Source organism: Streptosporangium sp. NPDC002607 (assembly GCF_053592655.1).
On sequence record NZ_JBSFWD010000089.1, the window covers coordinates 1 to 22,450 of the forward strand.

Here is a 22,450-nt window from a genome sequence, read left to right on the forward strand (position 1 = left end):
GGGACCCAGAGCACCGGGGTGTTGCCGACCACGTGCTCGGGGGCGTGGCAGGTGGCTCCGGTGATCAACTGGCTGAGCGAGGTGCTGGCGATCTGCGATGAATTGAGGGTGTGTGTCATGATCCGTTTCCCATGGTTGCGATGTGGTCGACTCGCTTTTGGGCACGCGGAAGCGACGGCTCGCGCCGATCGTGTCGAGCTTTGAGTCGTTGCCAAGGGGCCCGGTGGGCTGGCTTCTATATGCGGGAAACGGATTTGAGAACGAGCAACACAGCCCCCGGCGGCGGGCACACCGGCCGCGAAGATCGCTGGGCGGGCGGCGGTGAGAGTGTCGCGGACACCTCAGTGATCATCGGGTCGCCGACGGCAGGGCCGGTCTGCGGCAGGGGGCGCACATCGGTGATCTGCGCCCCGGTGGCCGCGCCACACAGGCGATGATCATGATCGGCGGGAAGACGAGGGCACGGTGCGTGCTCGTGCGACACCGCGGCGACCGCGGAGGGGGTTTCGGCGTTCGAGCCGCCGACGGAGGTCACAGTCTGCACGCCGGGCGCATGATGGTGCGCCGCATGAGCGTGAGCGGCGACGTACAGCGCCAGATGGATCAGCACGACGATGCCGAGTACGGTCAGGCACAGTGTGAAGGCGACGCCTCCACGCCGCGCGACTCGCCGCATCGATCCGATCATGACCACGAACATACATTACCCTGCGTGACTGTTCACATCCGGGATGTGATTTAGTGTTCCGGGAGGGCGTCCACGAGCGGGCGGCACCGGCTCGCGGAGCACAGCGTGTCAACCGCGTGGCGGCAGACTTACGGCGGCTGAGGCCATGCTGGCCGAGCAGATGTCGAGGGCGTTCGGAGGCGGGCCGCACCCGGCCGCCATCACCCCGTCCCTCTGAGAGGTGATTTCGGGATTGGAGTGTCCGCGAGCCGGGTGCTCTCTTCACGGGCGCTGGTCACCCGGGCGCGGGCCGGTAGCCTTCATCGTGGGAAACAACCATGACAGAGGCGAAGGGGCTGACAGGTGCGGCTCGGCAACCTGGAACGTTCGATCATGGAAGCGTTGTGGAACCATCCCGAGGGCGTGTTCGCCCAGGACCTGGCCGACGCTCTGCCCTCGGCGCCTGCGGTCACGACCGTGTTGACGGTGCTGGTGCGGCTGTCGCGCAAGGGCCTGGTCACCCGGGAGCGCAGTGGCCGGGCCCATCTGTATCGCGCCGCGGGCGGCAAGGACGTCTTCGTCGCCGAGGCCATGCGCCAGGTACTGGACGGCGCCGGTGATGTGGAGGCCGCGGTCAGCCGTTTCGTCGGCAGCGTGTCGCCGCAGGTGGCCGCCGCGCTGCGCGAGGCGCTCGACAACCGGGACCTGGGCAAGACGTCGTGATCGTCTGGCTGGTCGCCGCGGCCGTGGCGCTGGTGCCGCTGCTGGCAGGAGGCCGGATCGCCGAGCGGCTCGCCGGCGCCGGGTGGACGCATCGCTGTCCCCGCGCTGCCCTGGTCATGTGGCAGGCGATCGGGCTGGCCGGCGGACTGGGAGCGGTCGGCATCGGCCTGGTGGCCTCGGTGGCGCCGCTCGCAGCGGTGTTCCCGCACGGTGCGCACACTCTGATCCGTCAGATTCTCGACGGGCGGGGGCTGGACGGTCTGGGACCGGCGCACATCGTCGCGCTGGTGTGGAGCGCCGGTCTGATCGGCTGGCTGTCGTTGCACACCGTGCGGGCCGCGGTGCGCACGGTTCGAGCCCAAAACAGGCAACGGCTGCTGGTGGATGTCGCGGCCGACCCGTCGGTGCTCCACGACGTCTATGTGCTGCCCGGCGCCAGGCCGGTGGCCTACTGCATTCCCGGCCGCCGGGCCCGTATCGTGCTCAGCACAGGAACGCTCGACCTCCTCGATGCCGAGGAGACCGAGGCGGTGCTCGGCCATGAGCGGGCGCATGCCGCCGGGCGCCACGATCTGCTGCTGCTTCCGTTCCTGGCGCTCGCGCAGGCCTTCCCCTGGCTTCCCGCCGCGAGCACGGCCCGCCGGGTCGTCCCCGTGCTGCTGGAGATGCTGGCCGACGACCAGGCCCGCCGCGTACACGGAGAGCTGCCGCTGGCCCGCGCGCTGGTGCGGATGGCCGCCCCGGCGGCCGGCCCCGCCGCGGCGGGCAGCCTGGCGCTGGCCGACACGGCGGTCGTTCACCGCGTGGAGCGTCTTTTGCGCGGTCGTCCCCAGCAGCCGGGCTGGGTGCCGGCCATCGCCTACTGCGCTGCCGGCCTGCTGCTGAGCGGGCCCTTGGCCGTGCTGGTCGCGCCCGTGCTGTGTATCACCATCTGGCGGATCTGAGGCGCCGGGCCGCCACATACCGCAGGGGAAGCCTTTAGGAGATCGCCGGTGACAGGCGGCCCAGCGCCGGAACGAAGCGGCCCGTGATGGAGGCGTGGGTGCGGATCAGGTAGGGCTCCTCGACCACGCGGACCTGCAGTTCGATCGCCGTGATGAGCGCGGCCAGGGAGGGCGATGAGGGCACCGGCAAGGTCCAGCCGATCGAGGTGGTGGCCATGGTGGTGAAAACGGGGTTGCGTACCAGCCGGAACGGCCCGCCGGTGACCAAGGCGGTGGGTTCGCCCTCGTTCGACGCCCACCCGCCAGGATGTGCCCATCGCCGACTGCGACAGCAACGTGGCCATGCCTGCGGCCAGGACCAGGACCGCCGCGCTGATCTGGATCGGGGCGGCCACAAAGGCGGCGATCGGTTCGACGACTCCCGCCAGCGCCGCGACCGGCGACAGCAGGCCGAGCAGGATCGCGGCGGCGAACAGAACTCCGGCCCAAATGCCGGGCCGCTACTGCCGGTGCGGCGGCGGTGGAGCAGCGCCCGGACTCCGAAAGTGAGCGCCCCCAGAACCAGGTAACCGATCAAGTAGATCCACGTGGCGAGCATGGCCGACCCTTCCCTTCAGCACGGCGATGGACGTTGCGTCGTGCCGGGCGACAGCCGGATGCAGGTCTGCTGGGCCTCGCCCTCTTGCCTGAGAGACGCCTTGCGCCCGCATCCAGCGCTCTGCCTGGTCGTGGTGCTGCTGACCATCGGCGTGCTCGTCGTCGAGGTCATCGGCGCGGCACTGTCGGGCAGCCTGGCCCTGCTCGCCGACGCCGGGCGTCATCGACGTCCACGACCTGCACGCCTGGAGCATCACTTCAGGGCTTCCGGTCATGTCCGCCCACGTTGTGATGGAGGGTGGCGCCCTGGTGGACGGCTCCTTCGGTCAGGTGCTGGACCGGCCGCACGAGTGCCTGGCCGGTCACTTCGACGTCGAGCACTCCACGCTGCAACTGGAGCCCGCCGTCACGCCGACCACGAAGGCGCACGGCACCGCCGAGAAGGTGAAGTACCCGCTCCTTATGGCTCCCATATCCGACATGATGTAGAACTTCTACGCCATGTAGAAACCAGGGAGCCCGATGAGTGACGACACGCGTGCAACGATCAAGGAACGACTTTCCGCCCTGCAGGCCCAGCAACGCCGGGCTGAGCGCCTGCGCACGATCGCCGTCGCCGGCGCGGCGGTGGTGGCGATCGGCGCGATGGTCACGGCGGCCACCGTGCTGATCCTCCAGGAACGCGCCCGAACGTCACTGGAGGCGGTGCAGACCGTCGCCATCCCCCAGCGCGAGCACACCAAGGATCCGGTGAAGTACCCGCAAAGCCCGCCGGTCGGCGGCAATCACGACCCCGCCTGGCAAAACTGCGGCCTCTACAGCCAGCCGCTGCGCGCCGAGAACGTGGTGCACTCCCAGGAGCACGGAGCGGTGTGGATCACCTACCGGCCCGATCTGCCCATGGAGCAGGTGGAGAAGTTGCTCGATCTGGCCCGGGGCCGCGACTACATCATCGTCTCGCCTTATCCGAATCTGTCGGCTCCGGTGGTGGCCAGCGCCTGGGCCAAGCAGTTGAAGCTGGAGGGGGTCGAGGACCCGCGGCTGCCGGCATTCCTGCGTGCCCACGTCCAGGGCCCGGCCACTCCCGAGCCCGGCGCGTCCTGTTCTGGCGGCATCGGAGAGCCCTACACATGATCCGGCTCCCCTTCCGGTGCCGGCGGCACTTCACCCTCGCCGCAGCGACGGTCCTGGTGATCGCGCTGACCGGCGCCGGCCTCGGCGTCCTGTATCCCCGGCCGCCTGCCGACGACTCGGTGGAGGCCGGTTTCGCCCGGGACATGCAGGCCCATCACGCCCAGGCCGTACGGATGTCGATGATCGTCCGAGATCGCAGCACCGACGCCGAGATCCGGATGCTCGCCTACGACATCGCGCTCAGCCAGCAGCAGCAGATCGGGCAGATGTACGCCTGGCTGCAGCTGTGGGACCTGCCCCAGGCATCCCTGGATGCGCCGATGGCCTGGATGCGTCGAGCACACCACTCCACGACCGGCACGACGCAGAGCATGACCTCCATGCCGGGAATGGCCACCGCCGCGCAGATCAAGCAGCTGGAACAAGCCGACGGGCGCGAGGCCGACGTGCTGTTTCTTCGCCTGATGATCCCCCATCATCAAGGCGGCGTGCAGATGGCGCAGGCCGCGCTGAACGCCACCGGTCAGCCGCAGGTCCGGCGCCTGGCCACCTCCCTCGTGGCTGCCCAAAGCAGTGAGATCGACCTGATGAAGCGCATGCTCACCACCCGGGGCGCCGCCGATGTACTCCCGGCTGGCTGAAGGAGCGCTGGTCAACGGCGCCCTGCGACGAAGGATGCGAGCCTTTCACACCTCCGCGGCGTTGATCGGGCTGCACGACAGCGTGCGTGGCGGACGCGCTCTGGGAATCGGCCGCGGCCAGGACTACAGGATCACCGCGTGCCTGGAGCGCGCCGGCGCGGCGACGGTCGACGTCATCGATCTGGGTGCCACAGATCGGCGCGCTCCTCTGGCCTCAGTGGAGGCCGGCTATGACATCGTGGGCGACTTCGCCGTCATCCAGTTCCTCAACCGCTGGCGCGGCGCCGTGGCACAGGTGGCGAGAATCCTTCGCCCCGGCGGTCTTTTCCATTTCGAGGTGTTCACCACCCGGGCGCTGAATCGACCGGCAGTGGGGCTTCTCTTCGACCGCTGCGGAGCTGAGCACTTCACCAGCGAGGACTTCCTTCACGAGCTCGACATCAACGGGCTGCCCCTCATGTGGCGGGCAACGCGGGAACGTGGCCAACTGCTCCTCGGCGTCGCCCAAAAGCCCCGAAACGACTAAAGGAGCCGCGGTCATGTCCCCGCGTGTGGCCCGCTACCTCCTCGGCGTCGCGGTTGCCGCCCTCACGGCCTTGGCCATCGGTGCGATCGTGGGCGGGTCGGCGTCCTCGACGGGGATCGCCGGCCTTTCCGACGCGGGCGCCGCCATCACCCGATGGGGGTTGCCCCTGGCCAAACTGCTGGCCGATCTCGCCGCCGCGGCCACGGCCGGCGCCTTGGTCGCCGCCATCCTGCTGCCCTCCGATAAGGGAATGCTGTCGCCAACGGCGCTGCCCTACATTCGAGCCGCCTCCTGGGCGGCGCTGAGCTGGGCGATCGCGACCGCGGTAGTCCTCCTGCTCACCTTGTCCGATGTTCTCGCGGTTCCGGCCGGCCGACTCCGGCGAGCGCCTCCACGACGGGCGGCGCCTTTCAAAGGCTTCCCGACGGTCCTCACTTCGCTGTTGACGCCCCCATCTTCTACGTCTGGTAGAAGATAAGCGGGCGCGTACCGCGCAAAACCTCCTCCAGGAGCAGAACATGACGACGAATCTGAAGATAACCCTTATCATCGCCGCCGTGATGGCGGCGATCATCGCGGCGATCGCCGTGTTCGGTGACTTCGGAACGCAATCCACCAGACCCGCCGCCGATGCGGCCGGCGCGCAGAGCGCTCCTGCCCAGCTGCTGGTGCGCGAGGACAGCCACAGGCTGTCCACCGCGGCTGACGGCAAGGTCACGCTGGTGGAATTCCTCGACTTCGAGTGCGAAGCCTGCGGCGCGGCCTTCCCGCACATGGAGCGCATTCGCGCCGAGTACGACGGGCGCATCACCGTCGTGGTGCGCTACTTCCCGCTGCCGGGTCACCGCAACGGCGAACTCGCCGCACGAGTCGCCGAGGCCGCCGCCAAGCAGGGCAAGTTCGAGGCCATGTACGCCAAGCTGTTTCAGTCCCAAAAGCAGTGGGGCGAGGCCTCTGAATCCAAGGAGGCGTTCTTCACCGACCTGGCCCAGCAGGTGGGCCTGGACATGACCGCCTTCCCGTCCGACCTCACCGCGCCCGCGACCGCCCAGCGGGTGAGGAAAGACCAGGACGACGGAACGGCCCTCGGCGTCCAGGGCACCCCCACGATCTTCTTCAACGGCGCCCAGCTGACCGAGGCGCCCAGCTACGACAACCTCAAGGCCAAAATCGACGCGGCGCTCGCCTCGTGACCACCTCCGCCATCGACCAGCCCCCGATCACCGCTGAGGGCTCGTCCTCGTCCATCATCATCAGGGCGCTGCCGTTCGTGCTGACGATCGGCGGCGGCCTCGGCCTGCTGGCCGCGTTCTTGCTGATGATCGAACGTCTACACCTGGCCGCCGATCCCACCTACGTTCCCACCTGCAGCATCAACCCGATCCTCAGCTGCGGATCGGTCATGAAGAGCGCCCAGGCCTCCGTCTTCGGCTTTCCCAACCCGCTGCTGGGCGTCGCGGCCTTCTGCGTCGTGACGACGGTGGGCGCGGCTCTGCTGGCCGGAGCCCGCCTGCGGACCTGGTTCTGGTATGGCCTGCAGCTGGGCACCCTGGCCGGCGTCGTCTTCGTGCACTGGTTGATCGTCCAGAGCCTGTACGTGATCGGCGCCTTGTGCCCGTACTGCATGCTCGTGTGGATCGCGACGATTCCCATCTTCTGGTACGTCACGCTCGCCAACCTGCACAGCGGCCGCATCGCCCTGCCGCGCGGCGCGCACCGGGCCGCCGCGGCGGCGGCCCGGTATCACACGAGCGTGCTCATGATGTGGATGCTCGCCATCCTCGGCCTCATCCTGCAGCGCTTCTGGTCCTACTGGATCACGCTGATCTGAGATCCGGTCACTGGCCCGGGCGGCGACGCCTGCTCATGACGACGCTGAATACCGCCATGACGACGATGAAACCGACGACCACCCACAGGAACATCGACGGCCCGTCGGTCTCATTGGCCTGCGGGGTCATGGCCGGCTCCGCGGGCTGGGCGCTCGGCGCGGGCGTGCCGGCGGTCTGCGAGCCACCCGCACTCGGAGTGGAGGTGGGGGTGGCAGTGGGGGTCGAAGAGGCGATCACGGTGAACGGGATCTCGCCGGTGCGGGGATGGCCGTCGGAGGAGACCACCCGGAAACCGATCGTGTATCTACCCGCCGGAAGCGTCCCGGACAGCTTCTGGATGACCTTCTTGCCCCGCATGCCGGCCTCACCAGACTGGAATCGCTCGCCCGCGGCGTTCAACACCGCCACCTTCGGGAACTTCACCTCCCGTTCGAACTCCAACATCACTTCGCTGACGTCGGAGACTTTGTCGTCCTTGGCGGGATTGCTGGACTTCAGCACGTCATGCGCCTGCACTGTCGTGATCGGCCACAGCGCCGCGATGAGAGCGACAAGAACGACCGCTGATCTGTGCAGGAACATGAAGTGGCTCCCTTTCGGTGGGGCGTGACCGCCTGCGCTGCGGCAGGCGCATGGGTGATCGACGTACTCGGACAGCGCGCCTGCGCCGAAGACCTGCCGCTCGGCGTGCACCTCGTTGCGCATCAACCAGGTGATCGTGGTGACGAAAGCCCCCTGACCACCGCGCGGACGCGATCTCGGGCGTGAAGCGGCCTTTGAGGCGTCAGGCTGACCATATGGAACTTCTACATTGTGTCGAAGGGAGGTGTCGAGCGCCCCACCGGTAGGGCTCAATGGCCATGTCATCGAGACCCCGCAGCCTGGACAGGCTCATGCCGGGGGCAGCAGCGATCACCGGCAGGGCTGCTCTCACCGGTGTCGGCGTCGTTCCCGGCGTGCCAACTCCCGGGCCCGAACCAACGACACCGGGTGCGGATCCAGCTCAACGTCGCCCTCCGGCGGGGGCGACCACCGCTCCACTGGCGACACCGCCGCATCCAGCACCGCCTGTGCCGACTCATCGGCCCGTTTCCACCGGGTCTTTTCGGCTTCCGCAGCACGCTCGGCGCGCTGACTCGCGGCGCGCTGCCGGGTGAGGATCACCTGTGCCGCCCTCGGCGATTAGGCCAGGATGAACGCTGTGATGGTGGACTTGGACTCCTATGAACTCCTTTGGCCGACAGCATTGTTCGTCACCGAGGGACAGCGGGTCGCGCGCTCCAGCGGTGGAATGTGGAGGGATCGAGAGCGGGGACGGGCGCCCGGGGTGAGGCGCGAAGGCGTGAGGGAGCCGGGGCGGGACCGCTCACATCGGGGTCACCGCCACCACCGCCGCTCGACCGCGGCCACACGGGGGTGAACGGTGTTCACCAACCCAGTTCGTCGCAGCCCAGGTGGTCGGCCGGTTCGACCTGCAAGGTGGCGTGAGCCACATTGTGGCGCCGGCGCAGCAGGTCGCGGGCCTGGTCCAAGACGGCGTGGCTGTCGGCGCCGTCTGAGGTGACCAGGTGGGCGGTGGCCACGTTCATGCCGGAGGTCAACGTCCACAGGTGCAGGTCGTGGACGTCGCGCACGCCCTCGACGGCCACCAGATCACCGGCAACGGCGGAGGCGTCCATACCGGCCGGGACGTGCTGGCCCAGGACCGCGAGCACCTGCCGTCCGAGGGAGATGGCGCGCACCGCGACGAAGACACCGATGGCCAGCGCGACCAGCGTGTCCCAGATCGGCTGGCCGGTCGCCGCGACCAGCCAGCCGGCGGCGATGACGCCGACCGACCCGGCGGTGTCGGCCACCACCTCAAGGTAGGCGCCCTTGACGTTCAAGCTCTCAGCCGCGCCCGAACGCAGCAACAGCAACACGATCACATTGATGACCAGGCCGATGGCTCCCACGATGAGCATCGGCCCGGAGGAGACCTCGGCGCCGGCGCCGATCCGGCCCACCGCTTCGGCCACCACGTACACCGCCACGCCGAGCATCAGCAGCACGGCCAGCAGGGAGGCGAACACCTCCGCGCGGTAGGAGCCGTAACTACGGCGCCCCGTGGTGTCGGGGCGGGTGGCGATCCGGGTGGCCACCAGCGCGGCGCCCAGCGTCACCACGTCGGCGGCCATGTGCCCGGCATCCGACAGCAACGCCAGCGAACCCGATATCAACCCGTAGACCAGCTCGACCACGAAGTAGGAGCCGATCAGGGCGAAGGAGACCGCGAGCCGCCACCGGTGCCGGCCCCCGGCGTGCCCATGCCCATGGCCGTGCCCGGTGCCCATCAGCGGGTTCCGCCGCGTTCGGGGTGGATGGCCTGGGTGTGCTCGGTGTGGGCGAGCGCAAGGTCGAGCAGCATCCGCACGTGCGCGTCCTCCAGCCGGTAGAAGGCCATCCGACCGGCCCGGCGGGCCGTCACGATGCGGTGCGCCCGCAACAGCCGCAGTGCGTGCGAGACCGCCGACTCGCTCTGGCCGCTCACCGCGGCCAGGTCGCACACGCACATCTCGCCCTCCAGCAGGGCCAGCAGCAACCGCAGGCGGCCTGGATCGGCCAGCAACCCGAACACCTCCGCGGTGTCGGTCAGATCCTGCGCGGCGGGCATCCGCTCACGCACCGCCGCCACCCGGGGCGCGTCCACTATCCGGGCGGTACAGCCGCCAATGGCCGCGAATCGCTCATCTGAAGAACTATTCATATATAAAGGTTAGCGGCCGCCGGAGGCGGCCTGTCAACTGATGCCCCGACTTTCTCGCTGTTTCGATGCTCGGGGCGCCGCTCGCCGCCGGTGCCCCGATACGGCGTCCTGGTGCGGCAGACACCGGCCGCCAAAAGCGCGGTATCGGAGCGCACCCCCACCACGTAGGCGATGTTCCGCTCGGTCAGGGCCAGCCGGAAGGCCCCGTCTTGGCCATACCCTTCATCGGCGACCACCAGCGGCGCATCCAGCCCCCAACACGCCGGCTCATCCGGCATGTCCACGGCCGGCCGCCCTTTGGACACATGCGCCACCTCCTCAGAGATCCGAACCCGGCGGCGGCGCGCCGTCACCGCTTCGGTATCCGGCACCCGCGGCGAGGACGGATCCCAGCCCTCGGGAACGAACAGCCGCCGACTCACCGGACACGACGCGGCGCCGGTGACCAGATGCACGCTCGGGGCGACCTGGCAGTCGGCCCTCTTGCCCAACGCCCCGCAGAACTGCGCGGCCACGCCCGGCAACTCCTGGCCGTCCTCGGGAAAGGACACATCATCGATCACCCACGCCACCGGGTCGATCGCCGCCTCCATCCGCCAAGCCGGCTCGGCCGGCACCAGCTGATGCGACCAGGGGGCGTCGGTGCAGAACTACTGCAGCCCATGGCGGTCCACGCCCAGCCGGGCCGCCATCGGCTCCATCGATTTGCGGGCCCCGTCACTCAGCAGGCCACGCACATACCGCTCGCCCCACCACCGCTGATCAGCACGGGCAAAACCGGAGAACACCTCAGCGGCGAACGTCTCCAACCGCTCCTGCACGGCGTCCAGTTCTTGAGCGGGATCGAGTTGAGGGATGCGGCCCGCGCCTTCCTCAAGGCGATGGCCGGCGAGACCCGCCAGCAGATCCTGGCGCTGTTCGCCGGCGGGGTGGAGCTGAGCGTCTCCGAGGTGGCCGAGCGCCTGCCGCCGGCCCAGTCGGCGACCTCCACCCACCTGGCCACCCTGCGTGACGGCGGCGTGTTGGCCTCCCGTCGGGAGTGGAAGACCTTTACTACCGGGCGGATGCGGGGCGGATCGGCCGCGCGCTGAGCGACCTGCAGGCGAGCCTGCGGGCATGCTGCCCGCCGGTGGACTGCTCGCCGGACTCCCCTTGCGGATAGGCCCCACCGCCGGGCGGCGAGGTGCGCCGCGGCGGCGACAAACGCCTGCCCGGTACCCGTACCTCACAACTTAGACGCCTGCCTATATTGACATCCCTCAAATCAATGAGGCAGGCTAGGCATTACTTCGACAGACTTCTAAACAGTCGGAGGGTGGGTAGGGCCCGGTGAACCGGAGTTCCCCCGCCCCCGGTGCCTTTGACGATGAGCATGCGACGCACAGGAGACGAACATGAGTGATGGATGCTGCGGCCCGGCGGCCACCGAGATCGAGCAGGTCTTGTCCGCGACCGAGAACGCCCAGCAGAGCGCTGAGATCGAGGGGTTGCCCGTGGTGGTGATCGGTGCGGGTCCGGTGGGCCTGGCCGCCGCCGCCCACCTGGCCGAGCGCGGCCTGAACTTCCTCCTCTTGGAGGCCGGACAGCAGGTCGGGGCCTCGATCGCCCAATGGGGGCACGTGCGCACCTTCAGCCCGTGGCGCTACAACGTCGACGCCGCAACCCGGCGCCTGCTCCAGGCCGAAGGCTGGGCCGCGCCGGATCCCGAGTGGCTGCCGACCGGCGCCGAGCTGATCGACGACTACCTCGCCCCGCTGGCCAAGCACCCGGCGATCGCCCCCAACGTGCGCTTCGGCGCGGCGGTGACCGCGATCAGCCGCCTGGGCTATGACCGGGTCCGCTCCATCGGCCGCGAGCAGGTGCCGTTCCTGATCCGCCTGGCCGACGGCCGCGAGGTCCATGCCGGGGCGATCGTCGACGCCTCCGGCACCTGGACCACGCCCAACGTGCTCGGGGCGAATGGTCTTCCCGCCTACGGTGAAGCCGAGGCAGCGGCGCTCATCGACCACGCGCTGCCCGACGTGCTGGGCGCCGACCGCGAGAGGTACGAGGGCCGCCACACCCTCGTGGTCGGAGCCGGTCATTCGGCGGCCACCACTCTGCTGGCTCTGGCCCAGTTGCAGGACACCCCCGTCACCTGGGCAATCCGGGCGGGCAGCGCGGCACGCGCCTACGGCGGCGGCGAGGCCGACGCACTGCCCGCACGTGGCGCCCTCGGCACCCGCCTGCACACCCTGGTCAAGGACGGACGCATCCAACTGCTGACCGGTTTCTTCACCCACTCCCTCACCAAGGCCGACGGCCAGGTGACGGTACTCAGCCGCGACTCTTCCGGCACCGAGCAGTCCATCACCGTCGAGCGCGTCGTGGTCGCCACCGGATACCGGCCCGACCACTCCATCGCCTCCGAGCTGCGCCTGGAGCTCGACCCCATCCTCGGCTCCACCCGCGCGCTGGCCCCGCTGATCGACCCCAACCAGCACTCCTGCGGCACCGTCCCGGCCCACGGCGTCGACGAACTGTCCCACCCCGAAAGCGGCTACTACGCGGTGGGCGTCAAAAGCTACGGCCGCGCTCCCACCTTCCTGATGGCCACCGGATATGAGCAGGTCCGCTCCGTCGTCGCCGCGCTGGCCGGGGACTGGGAAGCCGCCCATGACGTCCAGCTCGACCTGCCCGAGACAGGCGTGTGCTCCTCTGGCCTGGCCGAGGCACAAGAGCAGCGGGTCGGCCTGGCCACCGGTATCAGCGGCGGCCTGCTCGCCACCCCGCTCCCGCTGGTCACCCTCGGCGGCAGCGACGGTGGTGGCTGCTGCGGCTGAACGCGCCGGCCATCGACCAGCACCGAAGCCGCAGACACAGGGAGCGTCAGATGTCTGAGGGATACCCCACCGCCGCCCAGAAGGAAGCCCTGCGCCTGATCTGCGAGCACGGGCCCATCGACACCCGCCGCCTGGGTGAGCACCTGGTCGCCGCCCGCAGGCCGAGCACCAACCCGGGCTTCGCCCCAGCGATCGCCCGAATGGCCCAGCCCCTGGCCTGGCGGCTGCAGGCCCAGGGGTTCATCACCGGAGACCTCGCCGGTGAGCTCTGGACGAGCGCGAACGGACGTCAGCTGATCGGCTGCGCCGGTGACCGCGAGTGAGCTCCACCACTGAAGCCGCCACGAAAGCCGCCGCCCCCACCCCCGGGAGCGGCGGCCGGCCGCGCTTGGCCCAGGGGTGGCGCATCGTCGCAGCCCTGGCCGTGACGCAGACCATCGGCTACGGCGTGCTCTACTACACCTTCTCCGTCTTCCTCACCCCCATGGCAGCCGACCTGCATGCCGGCGGCACCCAGATCGCGGCCGCGCTGACCGGCTCGATCCTGATCGCCGCGCTGTGCGCCCCGCTGGTCGGCCGCCTGCTGGACGCCCGCGGCGGCCGGGGCCTGATGACCGCCGGGTCGATCATCGGCACGCTCGCCGTCCTGGCCTGGTCGCGGGTCGAGAACCTGCCCCAGCTGTACGCGGTCTTCACCGCGATCGGCATCGCGTGCGCGATGGTGTTGTACGAAAGCGCCTTCGCTGTCATCGTCAGCTGGTTCGACGGCCCCACCCCCGGCCACGGCCGAGCCAACGCCCTGCTCGCGCTCACCGTCGTCGCCGGGTTCGCCTCCACCATCTTCCTGCCGCTGACCGGCCTGCTGGTCGACTCCTACGGCTGGCGCACCGCCCTGGTGGTCTTGGCCGTGATCTACGGAGCGGCGGCGATCCCGTTGCACGCGTTCGTCGTGCGCCGCCCCGCCCGCGCCGGACGTCGGCCGGTCACGACCCACGAGCGGGCTCAGGTCGTCAAGGCCGCCACCCGTCGGCGGCCGTTCTGGCTGCTGGTGATCGCCTTCACCGCCAACGGCGGCGCGGCAGCGGTGATGTCCGTCCTGCTCATCACCTACCTCATCCATCTGGGGCACTCACCCGTCCTGGCCGCCACACTGGCCGGACTGCTGGGGGTGCTGTCGGTGACCGGCCGCCTGCTCACCACCGGCCTGCAACGCCGCCTGCCCGCCGCCCTCATCGCCGCCGCGATCTTCGCCCTGCAGGGCGTCGCCGCCGCGCTGCTTCCGCTGGCCGGGCACACGGTGCCGGGTGCCATCGGCTGCGTGCTCGGATTTGGGCTTGGTTTCGGCATCGCCTCCATCACCCTGCCGCACCTGCTCCTGCAGCGCTACGGCACGAGCGCCTACGCCTCGCTGTCAGGCCGCATCGCCGCCTTCTCCGTCGCTGACAAAGCCCTGGCGCCGCTGGGCGCGGTCGCGCTGGCCCAAGCGGTCGGCTACCAGTGGGTGATGGCAGCCGTTGCGGTGGCCTGCGCGATCGCCGCGTTCGCGCTGGTCGCCTACCACCGCGTATGATTTAGACAAATGTCGAAGTAGGGGAGTTATCGTATGACCGCCGCCACCACCCAGTGCTGTGCCCCGATCGCCCGCGAACCCATCTCACCAGCCGACGCGGCCGAACTCGCGGCGGCGCTCAAGGCGGTCGCCGACCCCGTCCGGTTGCGTCTGCTGTCGATGATCGGCTCCCACCCCGGCGGTGAGGCGTGCGTGTGTGACCTGACCGGCGCCTTCGACCTGAGCGCCCCCACCATCTCCCACCATCTCAAGACCCTGCGGGTGGCCGGGCTGATCGACAGTGAGCGGCGCGGCACCTGGGTCTACTACTGGATCGTCCCCTCGGCGGTGGCCCGGCTGAGCGCGCTGTTCACCCCGCTGGCCGAGCCCGCGAACGCGTGAGCCCGACCGAGGCGACGGCACCATCGCCTTCGCCGCGGCGGGTCGACGTGCTGGTGGTCGGCGGCGGGCAGTCCGGGCTGTCGGCGGGCTACCACCTGCGTCGAGCGAAGGCCGATTTCGTCATTCTCGACGCCCAGAACCGGCCGGGCGGCGCCTGGCGGCACGCCTGGCCCTCGCTTCGGCTGTTCTCTCCCGCCCAGTACAGTTCACTGCCGGGCCGGATGATGCCCGCGCCCGCAGGCGGGGCCTCTCCGAGCGCGGCCGACACCGTCGCCTACCTGGCCGACTATGAGCAGCGCTACCGGTTACCGATCGTCCGCCCCGTGCGCGTACGGGCCGTGCGGCGGGGTGAGGATCATCTGACGGTCCAGACCGACGCCGGTACCTGGCAGGCACGAATCGTGATCAGCGCGACCGGCACCTGGTGGCGGCCGTTCATCCCGCACTACCCGGGCATCGGCGACTTCGAGGGCCGGCAACTGCACACCGCCGGCTACACCGGGCCCGAGCCCTTGCACGGTGAGCGTGTGATGATCGTGGGCGGCGCCAACTCCGCCGCACAGATCCTCGCCGAGGTCTCCACTGTCGCGAGCACCACCTGGGCCACCCTGCGCCCGCCCCGGCTGCTGCCCGACGAGGTGGACGGCAAGGCGTTGTTCGACCTGGCCACCCGTCGTGCCCGCTCGGCCGATGCGGCAGGCGTCGGCGACCTGAGTGACCTGGGTGACATCGTCGCCGTGCCATCCGTTCGCGAGGCCCGCGACCGCGGCGCCCTCAAGGCCGAGCCCATGTTCGCCCGTCTCACCGCGACCGGGGTGGCCTGGGCCGATGGCACAGAGCTGGCGTGCGAGACAATCATCTGGTGCACCGGGTTCCGCCCCGCGCTCGGCCACCTGGCTCCGCTGCAACTGCGCGGCCACGACGGTCTGATCCCCACCGAGGGCACCCGCGCGCTCGGAGAACCTCGCCTGCATCTGCTGGGCTACGGCGACTGGACCGGTCCCGCCTCGGCCACTTTGATCGGCGCCGCCCGCACCGCTAAAACCTGTGTCGCCGAAGTCCTGCAGCAGCTCGGGTCCTGACGCCCGCTCCTTGTGGTGAGAGGCGGGGGCGCGATCGTTCACGGTGAGCGGCGTCCAGCGCGGGGAGAATGCCGCCTGGGCCGAGAGCGCGTCTCACCATTTTGATTAGATGTCCTTCTAACTTGACACTCCTCTAATCAAAATGAAACGCTGACCCTACTTAGATATCCGTCAAATCCAAGTGGGGCCGGTGCGACGCAAGCACGTGCGCCACCGACCCGAAAGGGGCACACCATGGCAAGCGAGAGCACCGGTGGATTCATCGGGAACCTGCAGGAAGCCTTCACCCCGCCCGCGGCCGGAGGATGCTGCGGAGGCCCCGCTCCCACCGCATCCAACGACGCCGTTTCCGTAGCCGTGTCGTGTTGCGGAGGTACGACCGAGGCCGAGCAGACCGCCCAGACCGAGGGCCGCGGCCAGGCACCGGCCACCCCGGCCGCCGCCAGTAACACCTCCGGTGGATGCTGCGGATGAGCTCCCCGCCCCCCGCCTCCCCACCTATGCCACCAGAGGCGGCCGAGGCCCCCGGCCTGGCGGCCGCCCTGGAACAGGTGAGCGCGCGGCGGATGCTCGACTGCGTCGCGGAGCTGGCCGCCGACCGCTACGCGGGCCGCCGGGTGGGCACCCCCGGCGGCCACGCCGCCGCCGCCTGGCTCGCCGACCGGTTACGTACGCTGGACGCCGATGTTCGGCTTGACCCGTTCGATGTCGCCGAGGTGCGAGAGCTGTATCGCGCACCGGTGTTGCAGTGGAGCGCCGGCCGGGCAGCCCGGCGGTTGGAGCATCGCCGCGATTTCGCCGAGCACCCGGCCTCGGCCGAACTGCCCGATCCGCACTCGGCGCCGCTGGCGGACGCGGGCACGGCGGATCTCGGCGGGCGCTGGGTGCTGGCTCCGGCCGGCGAATGGGCGCAGACCTGCCGGCGCGCCGAAGCCGACGGCGCCCTCGGCGTGCTGACGGCCCGAAACACCGACGACGACGGGTGGATGCCCAAAATGATCGCCGGGCCCGCCCGGCATGCGGTGGCGGTCATCGGAGTACGCACCGACCTGCACCGGCAGCTGGCCGATGCCCTCGCCGCGGGGGAAGTGACCGTGACCGCGTCGGCACCGCTGCGCGCGGTCGGTGTTGGCGGTGTCAACGTTCACGGCCACCTGCCGATCGGGCCGGACGTGCCGGATGAGGGGGCAGGGGAAGGGACGGCGGGTGGGCCGCGGGTGCTGCTGACGGCGCACTTCGACGGAGTGGGCGACGACCCGGGCCGTCGCCTGCCCGCCGCGGCCGACAACGCCTCCGGGGTGGCCGCGATCCTGGAAGCCGCCCGTGTCCTCACCACCACCTTGACCGTGCCGGTGGATCTGAGGGTGTCCTTCCTGGACGCCGAAGAGGTCGGCGCCTGGGGTTCGGCCCACCACGCCCCCGCTGTGGCGCCGGGTACCCAGGTCATCAACCTGGACGGGGCCGCGCAGCTGCACCAGGCGGCCGCGGTCGAGGCGGGCGGCCCGGCCCATGCCCTGCTGGCCGTCTTGGACCAGGCCGGGCGCCGCACCGGGGTGGCACTGCGGGCCGGAGCGATGGCCTCGGACAACCGCCGCTACGCCGCGGCGGGGCTGGCCGCGATCGGCATCGGCATGGGCATGCCCGGCTACCAGACCCCCGCCGAGACCCCCGACCGCGTCGAGCCGGCCACCCTGGTGGCCGCCGCCCGCCTGCTCATCTCCACCGTCTGGCTGCTGGCCGGCACGCAGCGCCCCTGAGCGGGGCGCCTTGTCGGACCTGGACCGTCGGCGTGGACCTGCGGTCCAGGCGTTCTGGGCCGCGGGCCCGGCTCAGGCCGCCCAGGCCGGGTCACCGGGCGTCGAGGTCGGCGATCAGTTTTTCGACACGGGCTCGGATCTCGTCGCGGATGTTCCGGACGGCCTCGATGTCCCGGCCGGAGGGGTCGTCGAGCTTCCAGTCCTCGTACCGCTTGCCGGGGAAGAACGGGCAGGTGTCCCCGCAGCCCATGGTGATGACCACATCGCAGACCCGCACGGCTTCGACGGTCAGCACCTTGGGCTGCTCAGCGGCGATGTCGATGCCGACCTCGGCCATCGCCCGCACCGCGACCGGATTGATCGTCTCTGCGGGCTGCGACCCGGCCGAGCGGACCTCGATCCGATCGCCTGCCAGATGGGTGAGCCAGCCGGCGGCCATCTGGGATCGGCCGGCGTTGTGCACGCAGACGAACAGGACCTGGGGCGTATCGGCTGTGTCAGGCATGGACTGATCCCTTCGGTGCGGAGGTGGTGGAGAACAGGCGGCGGCCGGCCAGGCTGACGTAGACCAGGGCGACCAGGACGGGCACCTCGATCAGCGGGCCGACCACCCCGGCCAGGGCCTGGCCGGAGGTGACCCCGAAGACGCCGACCGCGACCGCGATGGCCAGCTCGAAGTTGTTGCCCGCCGCGGTGAAGGCGAGCGTCGTGGTGCGCTCGTAGGTCAGGCCGATCGCCCGGCCGGCCAGGAAGGAGCCACCCCACATGAGGGCGAAGTAGGCCAGCAGCGGTACCGCGATGCGCGCCACGTCTCCGGGTTGGGAAGTGATCGTGTCACCCTGCAGGGCGAACAGGATGACGATGGTGAACAGCAGCCCGTACAACGCGATCGGCCCGATCTTCGGCAGGAAGCGCTCCTCGTACCATTCGCGGCCCCGGGCACGCTCGCCCAGCCTGCGCGACAGGTAGCCCGCCACCAGCGGGATACCGAGGAAGATCAGCACGTACCAGGCGATGTCCCAGGCCGAGACCTGTAGCGCGGTGCCTTCGGCCAGGCCCAGCCAGCCGGGCAGCACCTGCAGGTAGAACCAGCCGAGCGCGGCGAAGGCCACCACCTGGAAGATCGAGTTGATCGCGACCAGCACGGCGGCGGCCTCACGGTCGCCGCAGGCCAGGTCGTTCCAGATCAGCACCATGGCGATGCAGCGGGCCAGGCCGACGATGATCAGGCCGGTGCGGTACTCGGGCAGGTCGGGCAGGAGCAGCCAGGCCAGCGCGAACATCAGCGCCGGGCCGAGGACCCAGTTCAGCACCAGCGAGGCGACGAGCAGCCGCCGGTCGCCGGTGACGGCGCCCAGGCGGTCGTAGCGGACCTTCGCCAACACCGGGTACATCATCAGCAGCAGACCCAGCGCGATCGGCAGCGAGATCTCGCCGATCTTCACCGCCTCCAGCGCGGAGTTCAGGCCGGGCACCAGGCGGCCGAGCAGCAGACCGGCGGCCATCGCCAGCCCGATCCACACCGGCAGGAGGCGATCGAGCGTCGACAGGGCGCCGATCACGCCCGGCTGCCCCACAGGGGCGGAGACCGGGGCTCGGGTGGACGGTGAGGACATGGATTTCCTTCCGTGGTCGCGCTCAGGCCGTGGCGGGAACGTTGATCAGGGCCGACAGCTCGGCCAGGGTCTCGGGGACCAGCCGGTAGTACACCCACGAGGCCCGGCGCTCGGAGACCAGCAGCCCGACCTCTTTCAGGACCTTCAGGTGGTGACTGATGGTCGGCTGTGACAGCTCGAAGGCGCCGGTCAGGTCGCACACGCACACCTCGCCGCCGGCATGGCTGGCCACGATCGACACGATGCGCAGCCGTACCGGATCTCCCAGTGCCTTGAACACCCGCGCCACGGCGGCGCCCTGCTCGGCGCTGAGCGGCTCGCGCGTCAGCGGCGAGCTGCACTCCAAAAGCTCCAGCGGCCCCATCGAACCCTCCCGTATAGAGATCTATCGAAGTCGACTAACATCTATATTGACATATGTCTATTAGGGCACGATACGGAGGTGCCGCCCTTTCGGGCGCCGGGCAGGTCGAGGATCGGCCGCGCTTCCGCGACGCTCTTGCCGTCCGGGTCGGGCAACTCCCAGTCCAGGTGGCGCTTGCCGGGAAAGACCGGGCAGGCGTCCGGCCCATGGTGACCACCACGTCGGCAGCGCGGACAATCTCCTCGGTCCATGACAGAAGCCAATATTGGCATGTATCGATATCAGCAGAGACGAACAACTGGTGAACAGCCGATGTGATTTGGCCTGTCGTGGAGGAGGGCGAAGCAATCAGGGCACTGGGCGGCCAGCAGCGACGACGTGCCGGTCCTGAATGCACTTTTGGAGGCCGGCGCCGACCTCGAAGCCGACGTGGCGGTGATCGGTGGTGGACATCACCCACGGCCTGTGGTCAGGCTGCCACGGCGGCCAGCGCCAAGCGGCAGAGTTCTTCCTACAACGCGGCGGCGACGTTAACCGGGTCGGCTACGACCAGCTGGCCCCGCTGGATGCCGCCCGCCGCACCGGCGCAGATGACCTGGTCACCTGGCTGCGTGACCACGACGCCAAGTCGACCAGCGAACTCAGCTGACCTACGCCTGGTCCAGGGCGCGGCGCAGAGCGGCTACCGACGGCGCTCCCTCCAGGCGGCCATCCTCATCCCGATACATCCGGCACGACACGCTGGCCGGCACCCCCGGATCGGCGAACGGGTCGACACCGTCAATCAGCAGCGTCGGTGACCCGCGCATCCCCCACCGGGCCGCCTGCTCGTCGTCGTCGATCACTCGCCGCATCACCGATACCCACCAGCGATCGGCCAGCACCTCGGCCAGCCGCTCATCCAGCACCGACGCGTTCGGACAGTCCGGCACCACCAGCACCGTCAACTCCATCATCAGCCGCCCTTCGCAGCAGTGTAATAATCCTGCGGAGTTCCTCTACGGGTACTTCGTCCCCGGTGTGACGTATCTTGACGGCGCCCCTGCCTCAAGCCCGGTGACCGCGCTGCGCCGCTCCAGGAGGATCACGTCGCGCCACACGCCGTGGTGGTGGCCGACGCGCTCGCGGGTACCGATGACGCGGAAACCGAGCGCCTGGTGCAGAGACAGGCTGGGCGCGTTCTGCGGGAAGATTCCCGCCTGGATTGTCCATATTCCGGCGTCCTGTGACCCGGCGATGAACGCGGCCAGCAGGGCCCGGCCGATGCCGTGGGCCTGGCAGTCGGGGTGGACGTAGAGGCTGTGCTCGACGACTCCGGCGTACACCGCCCTGGCCGAGACCGGTGAGGCGGCCACCCAGCCGACGACCTCACCTGTGTCGGTGTCGACGGCGACATAGCGCGGGTGCGTCAACTTACCCCCGGTGAAGCCCTCCCAGCTGGGTGCGAGCGTCTCGAAGCTGGCTTGGCCGGTATCCAACCCCGCCTGGTAGATGGCCAGCACCTGCTCGGCGTCGGTCTCACGCATCGGCCGGATCTCCAGCCCCGGAGAGATCGCGGGCTTGACGGCCTGGATGACGGCCGAGTGCACTCCGTCGCCGTGATCGGCCGTCAGCGTGATCGAGGTGGCCACGAACCCGGTCGCCGCCAGCAGAGCCCGGTATTCGACGACGGTGAGGGATCCGGCGATACAGCCCACCCGCTGCTCGGTGGCCACGCGTCGCTGCGCCTCGACGGCTCCGCCGGTTGCACTGTCGGTGACGACGTCACTGATGCCCAGGCGGCCGCCGGGCCGCAGAACCCGGAAGGTCTCAGCCAGCACGGCCGCCTTGTCGCTGGAGAGGTTGATCACGCAGTTGGAGATGACGACGTCGACCGCGTGATCCGGCAGCGGGATCGCCTCGATCGTGCCACACACGAACTCGGTGTTGGCCACACCCGCCGCCGCGGCGTTGCGCCGGGCGAGCTCCACCATGTCGGCGCTGGCGTCCAGGCCATAGGCCTTTCCGTACGGGCCGATGCGGCGCGCCGACAGCAACACGTCGATGCCGCCCCCGGAGCCGAGGTCGAGCACGGTCTCGCCCGTGCGTAGCTCGGCGACGGCGACCGGGTTGCCGCAGCCGAGGCTGGCGCGCAGCGCGCCCTCGGGCAGTCCCGCGGTGTCGTCGTAGCCGGCCGCGCCGAAGCAGCCGTCGGCGAACGCATCGGGAGCGCAGTCCACGACGCTCTCACCGGCCAGCGCCGCGCGGGCCAGGCCGGAGTAGCGCTCGACGACCTCCTCATGTGCCATGACGTGCTCCTCGGTCGCAGATGGGGGTGGCCGGGACGGGGTTGCCCATCACCACGTCGACGGCGGTGGAAAGCACCGCACGCACTCTTCGTTGATCCGGTACAGGCTGGAGGTGCCGTGCCGCTCCACCAGCACGAAAGTTCAGAATCGAAGCCCACCGAGCGTTCATCGCCCGCCGTCGAACCTCTCGCCCCAGCGAAGAGTACCGAACCCCGACCGAGGAAGAATGGGATGCCTTCCTCGCCCACTTCGAAAAAAGGAAGGTGTCCATCGGCACCCGCGCACGCGCCTTCGGAACCCCTTGCATCCATGAGCACGCTTGTGTCAGATGCTCACTCCTTCGACCGGACCCGGCCCAGCGGACACGACTTGCCGACATCCGCGACAACCTGATCGCCCGCATCGCCGAGGCCGAATGCGAAGGCCGGCTCGGCGATGTCGAAGGGCTACGGGTCAGCCTCGCTGGGGCAGCAGAGAAGGTCGCTCAGCTCGATGCCCGCCAGGAGCGCAGGTCATCGAAGGTGTTCCTCGGAGTCCCCTCGTTCGACCAAATCGGAGCTCGAACGGGCGGTGAGCCCTGATCACGAGTCGACGCCTGGAGCCTGACGGCTCCCCGTCCGGCAGGTTGGATGCGGTCATGTGTTCGGTCAGACAGCCCCTGCCTAGGCTTTGCGGGCGAGCAGTTGAATCTCCTGGAACTGCCGCCGGTCGGTGGGCTGAGGCTCGCGAACCATCCGGGCCACCTCGGGCAACCCGGACG

Annotated in this window: 26 protein-coding genes and 2 pseudogenes; 17 read left to right on the forward strand and 11 right to left on the reverse strand. The window is 69.8% G+C overall.

Features of this window, described 5'->3' with window-relative positions; translation table 11 throughout:
* Positions 1-235: 235 nt before the first annotated feature.
* Positions 236-700 (reverse strand): hypothetical protein, encoded by a 465-nt coding sequence (locus ACWD3H_RS45140; RefSeq protein ID WP_451959426.1) that lies wholly within the window; start codon positions 698-700, stop codon positions 236-238.
* Between the two features lie 330 nt (positions 701-1,030).
* Between ACWD3H_RS45140 and ACWD3H_RS45145 the strand changes: the two genes are divergently transcribed.
* Together ACWD3H_RS45145 and ACWD3H_RS45150 are read left to right on the forward strand one after the other, a co-directional pair.
* Positions 1,031-1,390 carry a BlaI/MecI/CopY family transcriptional regulator gene (locus tag ACWD3H_RS45145; RefSeq protein ID WP_350930412.1) on the forward strand — a complete coding sequence of 120 codons (360 nt, stop codon included), beginning with the start codon at positions 1,031-1,033 and terminating at the stop codon, positions 1,388-1,390.
* Complete coding sequence (locus ACWD3H_RS45150; RefSeq protein ID WP_355568042.1) at positions 1,387-2,334, forward strand: M56 family metallopeptidase; 948 nt, start codon at positions 1,387-1,389, stop codon at positions 2,332-2,334. Before ACWD3H_RS45145 ends, ACWD3H_RS45150 begins: the two co-directional genes overlap by 4 nt.
* A 34-nt stretch (positions 2,335-2,368) precedes the next feature.
* On the opposite strand, the gene ACWD3H_RS45155 is transcribed toward ACWD3H_RS45150, so the two are convergent.
* On the reverse strand, positions 2,369-2,602 hold the full coding sequence (locus tag ACWD3H_RS45155) for a hypothetical protein (RefSeq protein WP_451959427.1): 234 nt from the start codon (positions 2,600-2,602) through the stop codon (positions 2,369-2,371).
* A 542-nt stretch (positions 2,603-3,144) separates the two neighbouring features.
* On the opposite strand from ACWD3H_RS45155, the pseudogene ACWD3H_RS45160 reads away from it, so the two are divergent.
* From ACWD3H_RS45160 to ACWD3H_RS45190, 7 genes and pseudogenes are all read left to right on the forward strand, one after another.
* Positions 3,145-3,365, forward strand: a pseudogene (locus ACWD3H_RS45160) (cation transporter dimerization domain-containing protein); the annotation flags it as partial.
* 88 nt (positions 3,366-3,453) lie between these two features.
* Positions 3,454-4,065, forward strand: coding sequence for a DUF3105 domain-containing protein (locus ACWD3H_RS45165; RefSeq protein ID WP_451959428.1), 612 nt, complete (start codon positions 3,454-3,456; stop codon positions 4,063-4,065).
* 56 nt (positions 4,066-4,121) lie between these two features.
* Positions 4,122-4,706: a DUF305 domain-containing protein gene (locus tag ACWD3H_RS45170; protein ID WP_451959429.1), complete on the forward strand. Its 585-nt coding sequence runs from the start codon at positions 4,122-4,124 to the stop codon at positions 4,704-4,706.
* Positions 4,687-5,232: a methyltransferase domain-containing protein gene (locus ACWD3H_RS45175; RefSeq protein ID WP_355568054.1), complete on the forward strand. Its 546-nt coding sequence runs from the start codon at positions 4,687-4,689 to the stop codon at positions 5,230-5,232. Before ACWD3H_RS45170 ends, ACWD3H_RS45175 begins: the two co-directional genes overlap by 20 nt.
* A 13-nt stretch (positions 5,233-5,245) precedes the next feature.
* Positions 5,246-5,710, forward strand: a complete 465-nt coding sequence (locus ACWD3H_RS45180) for a hypothetical protein (RefSeq protein ID WP_451959430.1) — start codon at positions 5,246-5,248, stop codon at positions 5,708-5,710.
* Positions 5,711-5,750: 40 nt separating this feature from the next.
* The gene (locus ACWD3H_RS45185; RefSeq protein WP_355568060.1) at positions 5,751-6,425 is read left to right on the forward strand and encodes a DsbA family protein; all 675 of its coding nucleotides are present in this window, start codon (positions 5,751-5,753) and stop codon (positions 6,423-6,425) included.
* Entirely contained in the window at positions 6,422-7,063 is a 642-nt protein-coding gene (locus ACWD3H_RS45190) for a vitamin K epoxide reductase family protein (RefSeq protein WP_451959431.1), read from the forward strand. The genes ACWD3H_RS45185 and ACWD3H_RS45190 overlap by 4 nt, the downstream gene beginning before the upstream one ends.
* Positions 7,064-7,070: 7 nt before the next feature.
* On the opposite strand, the gene ACWD3H_RS45195 is transcribed toward ACWD3H_RS45190, so the two are convergent.
* From ACWD3H_RS45195 to ACWD3H_RS45210, 4 genes and pseudogenes are all read right to left on the reverse strand, one after another.
* Entirely contained in the window at positions 7,071-7,769 is a 699-nt protein-coding gene (locus ACWD3H_RS45195) for a copper resistance CopC family protein (RefSeq protein ID WP_451959432.1), read from the reverse strand.
* A gap of 722 nt (positions 7,770-8,491) precedes the next feature.
* Positions 8,492-9,397, reverse strand: a complete 906-nt coding sequence (locus ACWD3H_RS45200) for a cation diffusion facilitator family transporter (protein ID WP_451959433.1) — start codon at positions 9,395-9,397, stop codon at positions 8,492-8,494.
* A complete protein-coding gene (locus ACWD3H_RS45205; protein ID WP_355568072.1) occupies positions 9,397-9,753 on the reverse strand; it encodes an ArsR/SmtB family transcription factor in 357 nt (118 codons plus the stop codon). Before ACWD3H_RS45205 ends, ACWD3H_RS45200 begins: the two co-directional genes overlap by 1 nt.
* 53 nt (positions 9,754-9,806) lie before the next feature.
* Positions 9,807-10,547, reverse strand: a pseudogene (locus tag ACWD3H_RS45210) (IS701 family transposase).
* Here ACWD3H_RS45210 and ACWD3H_RS45215 point away from each other — a divergent pair.
* The 7 genes from ACWD3H_RS45215 (at position 10,473) to ACWD3H_RS45245 (ending at position 17,422) form a co-directional block, all read left to right on the forward strand.
* Positions 10,473-10,901: an ArsR/SmtB family transcription factor gene (locus ACWD3H_RS45215; RefSeq protein ID WP_451959434.1), complete on the forward strand. Its 429-nt coding sequence runs from the start codon at positions 10,473-10,475 to the stop codon at positions 10,899-10,901. The pseudogene ACWD3H_RS45210 and the gene ACWD3H_RS45215 sit on opposite strands and share 75 nt — an antisense overlap.
* Before the next feature lie 303 nt (positions 10,902-11,204).
* Positions 11,205-12,632 (forward strand): FAD-dependent oxidoreductase, encoded by a 1,428-nt coding sequence (locus tag ACWD3H_RS45220; protein ID WP_451959435.1) that lies wholly within the window; start codon positions 11,205-11,207, stop codon positions 12,630-12,632.
* A gap of 50 nt (positions 12,633-12,682) precedes the next feature.
* Positions 12,683-12,955 (forward strand): hypothetical protein, encoded by a 273-nt coding sequence (locus tag ACWD3H_RS45225; protein WP_451959436.1) that lies wholly within the window; start codon positions 12,683-12,685, stop codon positions 12,953-12,955.
* Positions 12,952-14,202, forward strand: a complete 1,251-nt coding sequence (locus ACWD3H_RS45230) for an MFS transporter (RefSeq protein ID WP_451959437.1) — start codon at positions 12,952-12,954, stop codon at positions 14,200-14,202. Before ACWD3H_RS45225 ends, ACWD3H_RS45230 begins: the two co-directional genes overlap by 4 nt.
* 33 nt (positions 14,203-14,235) lie before the next feature.
* Complete coding sequence (locus ACWD3H_RS45235) at positions 14,236-14,583, forward strand: ArsR/SmtB family transcription factor (protein ID WP_355632103.1); 348 nt, start codon at positions 14,236-14,238, stop codon at positions 14,581-14,583.
* Positions 14,580-15,665, forward strand: coding sequence for an ArsO family NAD(P)H-dependent flavin-containing monooxygenase (locus ACWD3H_RS45240; RefSeq protein WP_451959438.1), 1,086 nt, complete (start codon positions 14,580-14,582; stop codon positions 15,663-15,665). The genes ACWD3H_RS45235 and ACWD3H_RS45240 overlap by 4 nt, the downstream gene beginning before the upstream one ends.
* Positions 15,666-16,165: 500 nt before the next feature.
* Positions 16,166-17,422, forward strand: a complete 1,257-nt coding sequence (locus ACWD3H_RS45245; protein WP_451959439.1) for a M28 family peptidase — start codon at positions 16,166-16,168, stop codon at positions 17,420-17,422.
* Between the two features lie 91 nt (positions 17,423-17,513).
* Here the strand turns inward: ACWD3H_RS45245 and ACWD3H_RS45250 are convergent, their stop codons facing one another.
* Genes ACWD3H_RS45250 through ACWD3H_RS45260 form a run of 3 tightly spaced genes read right to left on the reverse strand, consistent with a single transcriptional unit; the run spans position 17,514 to position 19,402 of the window.
* The gene (locus ACWD3H_RS45250; RefSeq protein ID WP_355567460.1) at positions 17,514-17,927 is read right to left on the reverse strand and encodes an arsenate reductase ArsC; all 414 of its coding nucleotides are present in this window, start codon (positions 17,925-17,927) and stop codon (positions 17,514-17,516) included.
* Positions 17,920-19,038: an ACR3 family arsenite efflux transporter gene (gene arsB / locus ACWD3H_RS45255; RefSeq protein WP_451959440.1), complete on the reverse strand. Its 1,119-nt coding sequence runs from the start codon at positions 19,036-19,038 to the stop codon at positions 17,920-17,922. Before arsB ends, ACWD3H_RS45250 begins: the two co-directional genes overlap by 8 nt.
* 22 nt (positions 19,039-19,060) lie before the next feature.
* On the reverse strand, positions 19,061-19,402 hold the full coding sequence (locus ACWD3H_RS45260) for an ArsR/SmtB family transcription factor (RefSeq protein WP_451959441.1): 342 nt from the start codon (positions 19,400-19,402) through the stop codon (positions 19,061-19,063).
* Between the two features lie 445 nt (positions 19,403-19,847).
* Between ACWD3H_RS45260 and ACWD3H_RS45265 the strand changes: the two genes are divergently transcribed.
* Positions 19,848-20,051, forward strand: coding sequence for a hypothetical protein (locus ACWD3H_RS45265; RefSeq protein WP_451959442.1), 204 nt, complete (start codon positions 19,848-19,850; stop codon positions 20,049-20,051).
* A gap of 1 nt (position 20,052) precedes the next feature.
* Here the strand turns inward: ACWD3H_RS45265 and ACWD3H_RS45270 are convergent, their stop codons facing one another.
* Both ACWD3H_RS45270 and ACWD3H_RS45275 read right to left on the reverse strand, forming a co-directional pair.
* Complete coding sequence (locus ACWD3H_RS45270) at positions 20,053-20,358, reverse strand: hypothetical protein (RefSeq protein ID WP_451959443.1); 306 nt, start codon at positions 20,356-20,358, stop codon at positions 20,053-20,055.
* A 42-nt stretch (positions 20,359-20,400) separates the two neighbouring features.
* Entirely contained in the window at positions 20,401-21,690 is a 1,290-nt protein-coding gene (locus tag ACWD3H_RS45275) for a GNAT family N-acetyltransferase (protein WP_451959444.1), read from the reverse strand.
* Between the last annotated feature and the right edge of the window lie 760 nt (positions 21,691-22,450).

Excerpts from the sequence above, each read along its gene's own strand:
- ACWD3H_RS45220 (WP_451959435.1), top strand. The coding sequence starts at position 11,205 with ATGAGTGATGGATGCTGCGGCCCGGCGGCCACCGAGATCGAGCAGGTC.
- ACWD3H_RS45165 (WP_451959428.1), top strand. The coding sequence starts at position 3,454 with ATGAGTGACGACACGCGTGCAACGATCAAGGAACGACTTTCCGCCCTG.
- ACWD3H_RS45270 (WP_451959443.1), bottom strand. The coding sequence starts at position 20,358 with ATGATGGAGTTGACGGTGCTGGTGGTGCCGGACTGTCCGAACGCGTCG.
- ACWD3H_RS45250 (WP_355567460.1), bottom strand. The coding sequence starts at position 17,927 with ATGCCTGACACAGCCGATACGCCCCAGGTCCTGTTCGTCTGCGTGCAC.
- ACWD3H_RS45215 (WP_451959434.1), top strand. The coding sequence starts at position 10,473 with ATGGCGGTCCACGCCCAGCCGGGCCGCCATCGGCTCCATCGATTTGCG.
- ACWD3H_RS45245 (WP_451959439.1), top strand. The coding sequence starts at position 16,166 with ATGCCACCAGAGGCGGCCGAGGCCCCCGGCCTGGCGGCCGCCCTGGAA.
- ACWD3H_RS45225 (WP_451959436.1), top strand. The coding sequence starts at position 12,683 with ATGTCTGAGGGATACCCCACCGCCGCCCAGAAGGAAGCCCTGCGCCTG.
- ACWD3H_RS45275 (WP_451959444.1), bottom strand. The coding sequence starts at position 21,690 with ATGGCACATGAGGAGGTCGTCGAGCGCTACTCCGGCCTGGCCCGCGCG.
- ACWD3H_RS45175 (WP_355568054.1), top strand. The coding sequence starts at position 4,687 with ATGTACTCCCGGCTGGCTGAAGGAGCGCTGGTCAACGGCGCCCTGCGA.
- ACWD3H_RS45180 (WP_451959430.1), top strand. The coding sequence starts at position 5,246 with ATGTCCCCGCGTGTGGCCCGCTACCTCCTCGGCGTCGCGGTTGCCGCC.
- ACWD3H_RS45140 (WP_451959426.1), bottom strand. The coding sequence starts at position 700 with ATGTTCGTGGTCATGATCGGATCGATGCGGCGAGTCGCGCGGCGTGGA.
- ACWD3H_RS45195 (WP_451959432.1), bottom strand. The coding sequence starts at position 7,769 with ATGCGCAACGAGGTGCACGCCGAGCGGCAGGTCTTCGGCGCAGGCGCG.
- ACWD3H_RS45260 (WP_451959441.1), bottom strand. The coding sequence starts at position 19,402 with ATGGGGCCGCTGGAGCTTTTGGAGTGCAGCTCGCCGCTGACGCGCGAG.
- ACWD3H_RS45200 (WP_451959433.1), bottom strand. The coding sequence starts at position 9,397 with ATGGGCACCGGGCACGGCCATGGGCATGGGCACGCCGGGGGCCGGCAC.
- ACWD3H_RS45235 (WP_355632103.1), top strand. The coding sequence starts at position 14,236 with ATGACCGCCGCCACCACCCAGTGCTGTGCCCCGATCGCCCGCGAACCC.
- ACWD3H_RS45185 (WP_355568060.1), top strand. The coding sequence starts at position 5,751 with ATGACGACGAATCTGAAGATAACCCTTATCATCGCCGCCGTGATGGCG.
- arsB (WP_451959440.1), bottom strand. The coding sequence starts at position 19,038 with ATGTCCTCACCGTCCACCCGAGCCCCGGTCTCCGCCCCTGTGGGGCAG.